We start from the raw sequence: 5,283 nt of genomic DNA on the forward strand, positions 1-5,283 counted from the left end.
AAACAGGAAGAGCTTGTCTGAAGTGGTAGTGTCCACTTTATTCAACAGGGGTCAAGGCAACCAATATCAAATATTCGTCATTCCCGCGTAGGCGGGAATCTAGGCAGCTTTCAATATCTCTACTTTTAATAACATTGACCTAAATTGACATTTGACTGGATTCCCGCCTGCGCGGGAATGGCGGTAAATTAAGGATTTTTTCCAATAAACCCAATATTTGAGTGCGTGCAAAGCTTTCAGTTTGGATAATTTATACAAAAAAACACCCCGACGAATCGGGGTGTTTTTAGTACTACGTTTGAACTAACCTGTATTTAGTTACAATTAATCTGACAACTCAATTATAGGCTAAACACATTCAATGCACCGCCGCCAGGAGCCGCGTTGTATTTTGTTAATTCAGCATAACCACCAGCAGCGCCTAAAGCATCTGTTGGGTTAGTCATACCAAGGTTCATCGCAACGCCAGCCCAGCCACCGATACCTGATAGCACACCAACGTATTGTTTACCTTTGTTACCGTAAGTAAATACGTTACCAATCACGCCTGAACCCACTTGGAATTTCCAAAGGTCTTTGCCTGATTTAGCATCAACCGCTTTTAACCAACGGTCTAATGTACCGTAAAACACTAGGTCAGAAGCTGTTGTTAAAGCGCCACTCCATGCAGAGAATCTCTCCTTGTTGTACCAAACTTTTTTGTTAGTCATTGGATCATAAGCAGCAAAGCCACCCATCACACCGTCTGGACCAGCAAACATCGTTAAAGTAGCACCAACCCATGGTTGGCCAGCCACATATTTAGACTCAACTGGCTCGTATGTCATACATACGTGGTTAAGTGGTGTGTACATTAAACCTGTTTTTGGTGAGTAAGCCGCAGGTTGTTGGTCTTTAGTACCTAAAGCAGCTGGGCAAACGCCTTTAGCATTGTAATCTTGGTGAGTTGAAGCATTCGCTGTCTTATTTGGCACACCAGTTTTCATGTCCACATCAGTTGCCCAGTTAACGAATGGGTGTACTTTTTGCGCAGCAATCAATGTGCCTGTTCCAGCATTCCAAGTGTAAGCAAAGCCGTTACGATCATGGTGCCATGCGTAGGTTTTATCACCTTTATCGAACAAGATGACTTCATTCACGCCATCGTAATCCCACTCATCGTGTGGCGTCATTTGCATTGCCCATTTAGCCATACCAGTGTCTAGGTCACGCGCCGTTACTGTCATAGACCATTTATTATCGCCTGGGCGTACATCTGGATTCCAAACTGAAGGGTTACCTGCACCGTAGTAAACTAAGTTGGTACGTGCATCATACGGCCACCAGCCCCATACAGAGCCACCACCATGTTGCCAGCCATCTTTAACTGCTTGTGGTTTTAACCATGTGCGTGTGCCTAACTCTTGCTCACCAATTTTCAACTGATCATTTGGGATTTTTTTAAATGAACCGCCAATTTTATTGCCACCGTTTACATCTTGGTAAACGGACAATGCATTGTATTGTGGGTTATCTTTATTAGTATTTTTATCATGCAATGTTTCAGCATCAGGGCCTGTTGAATATGCTTTCCATGCTAATGAACCATCTTTGATGTTGTAAGCAGCGATAAAGCAGCGCACACCGAACTCAGCACCTGAGCAACCAGTTAACACTTTATCTTTAATCACGTGCGGTGCATTAGTATTAGTAGCGCCGACTTTTGGATCGTTGACTAATACTGACCATACTTTAGCGCCAGTTTTAGCGTCTAAAGCCACCAAGTTGCCATCGTTTTGTTGCAGATAGATTTTACCATCGCCATAACCAAGACCGCGGTTAACGTTATCGCAACACAAAACCGCTTGAACTGATGGATCTTGTTTTGGGAAATATGACCATACGATTTTTTGATTGTCGTTTAAATCAAGTGCATAGATATTGTTTGGAAATGCTGTATGCACATACATCATGTTACCAAGCACTATAGGTGAACCTTCATGGCCGCGGTTTACACCCGTTGCGAATGTCCAAGCCATTTTAAGGTTTTTAACGTTACCTTTGTTGACTTGTGCTAAAGCGCTGTAGGCTTGATTATTGTGTTGACCACGTGGGTGTACCCAGTTGTTTGAGTCTTTCATTGCTGCTTCTTGGTCGGCTGCAGCAAATGCCGCTAGTGGCATTGCGAAAGCTGCGCTAATCGCTAAGCCTAATACGCGTTGTTTTGTAAACATAGTTATCTCCATCGATAATAGTAAGAATAAAGTGAAAATCACTTCAACTTGCTTACGTAGAACTGGCACTAGGATGACAGCATACTAAAACAAAAACACGTCGCACATATTATTTGCACGACATCAGAATTGTTTCAAGTTGTAAACAGATGTAACTGTATCTATAAACTCCGCGCAATAGGCCATCCAGAACCTTAATTCGATATGGTCCAGATGATTTATTTATCAATAGTTGAATATTTTGGTAATATTCAATGCTTGGGTTCTCCTAGTATCCATCAAACTAAATTTTCTAAAGTAGTTGAAATTGCGTCGTTGATTAATAAAGTCAGTTTATAAAATCACGCAACTTAGAAAATCAATCTCGTCAAAAGAATGATCGAATTGGAGTTGGTGATGTTACGACCATGGGAACTCAGCCTCACTATTGAGCGAGAGTCAGGCACGGCTATTTATGTGCAAATCACACAAAAAATCATTGAAAATATCCAAAATGGGCGCTTCACTTCTGGCATAGCCTTGCCTGGTACACGCGAGCTTGCTAAAAAAATCAATGTGAATCGCAAAACCGTGATTCAGGCTTATGATGAACTGATTGCGCAAGGCTGGCTTATCTGTGAAAGTAAGCGCGGCACATTCGTGTCATCCCAGGTCATGACAGGCAGTCAAAAATCAGCAACGCCGCCACACACAGTTTATCCATTACCCACCGATGTCACACCTATTCTTGGCAAACGCCATGCGCATGAATTTATCCATTTTAACGAAGGCTTACCAGACTCTAGATTAATACCATTTGAAATGCTCGCGCGCGCGATGAGACATGCCCTGATTACCTCAGCAAGAAATGGTAAGTCCGCTTATAGCAACCCCAAGGGCACAATGATTCTGTGTGAGGCTATTCTACAAATGCTCAATATGGAAAGAGCGCTGCATGCAAGAATTGAGAATATATGCATCGTGCGCGGGAGCCAAATGGGTATCTTTTTGACGGCAAGAATTTTTGTAAAAACTGGCGACTATATTGCGATGGAGCACCTCACCAACACGCTTGCTCGCGAAGCCTTTAAAAGCTGTGGCGCTAATATACTAAGCGTAGCGCATGACCTAGAAGGCATCGATGTCAGCCATCTCGAAGCGTTATGTCACCAGCACAAAATTCGCGCAGTATACGTCACACCTAACCACCAGATTCCTACCACAATATGCATGTCACAGGCGCGTAGGCAGCAACTGTTAGCGCTTGCTGAGCGTTATGACTTCTTAATTATTGAAGATGATAGTGATTTTGAATTCAATTATACGCGCCATACCTTGCCGCTAGCCAGCATGCAACCATCAAAAAATGTCATTTATATAGGCTCCCTGTCTAAAGTACTAGCGCCAGGCTTCCGTATTGGTTATATCGTGGCTTCTGCAGATGTAATTGAACAATGTGCGGCTCAAATCACGCTAATAGACCGACAAGGTGACTCCATTTCAGAGCTAGCGGTTGCGGAGTTGCTGTTCACAGGTGAGATTAAAAAACATAACTTACGCACTCTAAAAATTTATAAAGAGCGTTGCAACTATATGGCTAGCTTGTTAAGTAAAGAGCTCAATGGATTTGTAGATTTCCAACAGCCTCAAAATGGTTTAGCAATCTGGCTAAATATAAACCAAGTAGTTGATATTCATTTGCTCAGTGCCGATGCTGCATTAGAGAAAGTAAGCTTTACCTCTACAGCAAGCCTTTCTCACATAAGCGGCCAGTCTTTAGGTATTAGATTAGGTTTTGCAAATCTAAATAACGATGAAATTTACTTAGGCATTAAACGCCTAAAATCCGCCTTTTCAAGGCAACATACTAAATTACTAAGCGCTTAATAGTGAATATTAAATCACTTGGCTGTAAACAACCGTAATTTGGTTACAACAGCCATAACTTGGTTATAGACAACCAAATATTTTGAATGACTTTATTATGCCAACAATAAGCTGAAATATAAAAACATCATTATATTCATACAGTTAACTTACATACTCATTCAATATTGAGAGTTGGCATGCTTATCGCTAGTGTAATATCAGGGAGTACTATCACTAGGACTTTTTACTGCTACATAATTATAAGGGTTGTGTGTTCAGTAAACTGGGTAGGTTCCCGATTTAGTTTTGCTGGTTTGCATATAGTAAAAAATAAAAAAGACGCCCTCGGGCGCCTTTTTTATTTTCAGTCTTCATTAATCTCTAATCAGTCATTTTAAAACGACCTTATTGTATTAATTACTCTTTACCAATTTGATAGGCTTCTTCGTTCGCTTCAACAATTTTACCTGTTGCAGCATCAACTTCAACTTTGATTTCTTTACCATCAGCGGCCTTAATATCAAACTCATAAGAAGCTTTACCGTCAGACTCTAACTCATATTCAGTTTCAGTCACTGTACCAGCGTGTGCAGCAAGCGCTGTGGCTTTTGCATCAGCTTCAGATACTTTCGCTATTGCTTTAAACTTAGCATCGTCAGCTTTAACTTCCTGCTCAATTTCAATCACTTTACTTGTTTTAGCATCACATTCAATATCCCATGCCGTACCATCAGCAGACTCAATATCAAACTCGTAAACGCCTAACTTACCTTCATTCTTAAACTCAACCTTTACGATTGTGCCATCGTGTTTTGCTAAAGCAGCTTTAGCACATTTACCTAAACTGTCGTATGCCTTCGGTTTTAGGTTAGCGTGATCAGCCATGGCTGTATTTGCAAAAAATGCTGCTGCTATTAAGGTAGCTCCCATAGTTAGACGAAACATATTAAATCTCCTGATAAATGTTAATAAAAAGACAAGCCAAAAAATTGTGATGCGAATTTTTAACTAGGATTATTTTAACAAACAAATATAGGTCATTGATTTTTTTACAAATTTATTACATATTTGGCTGAATACAACCAATTTACAGCCTGTTAATAGATTGTGATTAGGAAATATAACAAATCAGTTACATTTTACAAAATAGACCGTGCGTAACTATACAGGGCATCTCTAAAAATCCACCATAATTTTGCAAACTGAGACTATGTGTGGCTAG

At 40.7% G+C, this 5,283-nt stretch carries 3 protein-coding genes; 1 reads left to right on the forward strand and 2 read right to left on the reverse strand.

The window, feature by feature from the left end:
* Positions 1-341 precede the first annotated feature (341 nt).
* Positions 342-2,213, reverse strand: coding sequence for a PQQ-binding-like beta-propeller repeat protein (locus tag PSU78_RS02740; protein ID WP_300383901.1), 1,872 nt, complete (start codon positions 2,211-2,213; stop codon positions 342-344).
* Between the two features lie 396 nt (positions 2,214-2,609).
* On the opposite strand from PSU78_RS02740, the gene PSU78_RS02745 reads away from it, so the two are divergent.
* On the forward strand, positions 2,610-4,079 hold the full coding sequence (locus PSU78_RS02745) for a PLP-dependent aminotransferase family protein (RefSeq protein WP_300383904.1): 1,470 nt from the start codon (positions 2,610-2,612) through the stop codon (positions 4,077-4,079).
* Between the two features lie 399 nt (positions 4,080-4,478).
* Here the strand turns inward: PSU78_RS02745 and PSU78_RS02750 are convergent, their stop codons facing one another.
* On the reverse strand, positions 4,479-5,006 hold the full coding sequence (locus PSU78_RS02750) for a PepSY domain-containing protein (protein WP_300383907.1): 528 nt from the start codon (positions 5,004-5,006) through the stop codon (positions 4,479-4,481).
* Positions 5,007-5,283 lie beyond the last annotated feature (277 nt).

This window comes from Methylotenera sp. (assembly GCF_029945705.1).
GTDB lineage: Bacteria > Pseudomonadota > Gammaproteobacteria > Burkholderiales > Methylophilaceae > Methylotenera.